This window comes from Streptomyces sp. RP5T, assembly GCF_003933965.1.
Taxonomy (GTDB): Bacteria; Actinomycetota; Actinomycetes; order Streptomycetales; family Streptomycetaceae; genus Streptomyces.
On record NZ_RSAJ01001066.1, the window covers coordinates 1 to 1428 of the forward strand.

Here is a 1428-nt window from a genome sequence, read left to right on the forward strand (position 1 = left end):
AGGAGTCTCAATGACGAAGTCAAGCCGCCTGCGTGAGCGGCGGGACGGAGGTGAAGATCCTTCCGTCACGCAAGAGCGCCCACAGGACGCTGGCCCGCCGACGGGCCAGGGCGATGACGGCTTGGACGTGTTTGCAGCCTTCGCCGCGCTTCTTGAGGTAAAAGTCCCGGTTCGTTCCCTCGCGCATCATGCTGGTCTGCGCGGACATGTAGAACACCCGCCGCAGGCGGCGGCTGTAGCGCTTGGGCCGGTGGAGGTTGCCGGTTCGGCGGCCGGAGTCACGCGGGACGGGCACCAGCCCGGCCGCGGAGGCGAGGTGGCCGGCGTCTGCGTAGGCCGCGAGATCGCCTGCCGCGACGATGAACTCGGCTCCGAGGATGGGGCCCATGCCGGGCAGGGACTCGATGATCTCTGCTTGCGGATGGGTCCGGAACGTCTCGCTGATCTGCTTGTCAATGCGCTTGAGCCGGTCGTCCAGGGTCAGGATCTGTTCGGCGAGACCGGCCACGATCTGCGCAGCGACATCCTCGCCGGGCAGAGCGGTCTGCTGGGCCTGAGCTGCCTCCAGGGCGGTGGCCGCGACCGCGTCGGCACCGCGCACGCCCCGCTTGGCGAGCCAGGCGGTCAGCCGCGACCGCCCACGGCGGCGTATCGCGGCCGGCGTCTGGTAGCCCGTCAGCAACACCAGGGCGCCCTTGTGCGAGCTGTAGTCGAAGGCCCGTTCCAGCGCGGGAAAGACGCCGGTCAGCACGTCGCGGAGCCGGTTGATCATCCTCACCCGGTCCGCCACCAGGTCGGCCCGGTGAGCAGTCAGGAGCGCAAGGTCCGCGGCCAGCTGGGCGGGCACGTCGATCGTGGTGAAGTCACTGCGGTGGCGGGCTGTTTCGGCGATGACGTAGGCGTCGCGGGCGTCGGTCTTCGCCTCGCCCCGGTAGGCCCCCGACATGCGGTTGACCGTGCGGCCCGGTACGTAGACGGCCTGCTGGCCGTGGGCCGCGAGCAACGCCAGCAGCAGCGCAGAGGACGTCCCGGAGATGTCCACCGCCCAGTGGACCTCGTCCGCCAGGTCGAGGATCTCGCCGAGCGCGGACAGGATCGCCGACTCGTCGTTGTCGATCTTCTTCGACCACAGGGTCGCCCCGGTCTCGTCGACCACCGCCGCCCAGTGATGGCCCTTGCCCGCGTCCACACCGGCCCAGGCCTGGGCCCGTCGCTCGCTCACTCGCCCCTCCTCGTTCCGCACAGCATGCCATCGGCCCGAGGAACACCCCGCTGTCATCTCCGTAATCAGCGACCGCACACGACGCGCACATCTCAATCAGCAGCCAGGGCGCCCCGGAGAGCCGGACGGCCACTCCTTGGGAGCCACTGAAGGCAAGACCCCATAAGCCACATCCGGCCCTCCCGGGCCGCCTAACAACTTACGGA

At 69.5% G+C, this 1428-nt stretch carries 1 protein-coding gene; it reads right to left on the reverse strand.

Annotated features, from left to right (window positions below):
* Positions 1-19 precede the first annotated feature (19 nt).
* A complete protein-coding gene (locus EHS43_RS44505) occupies positions 20-1222 on the reverse strand; it encodes an IS110 family transposase (protein WP_125196053.1) in 1203 nt (400 codons plus the stop codon).
* Positions 1223-1428: the final 206 nt, after the last annotated feature.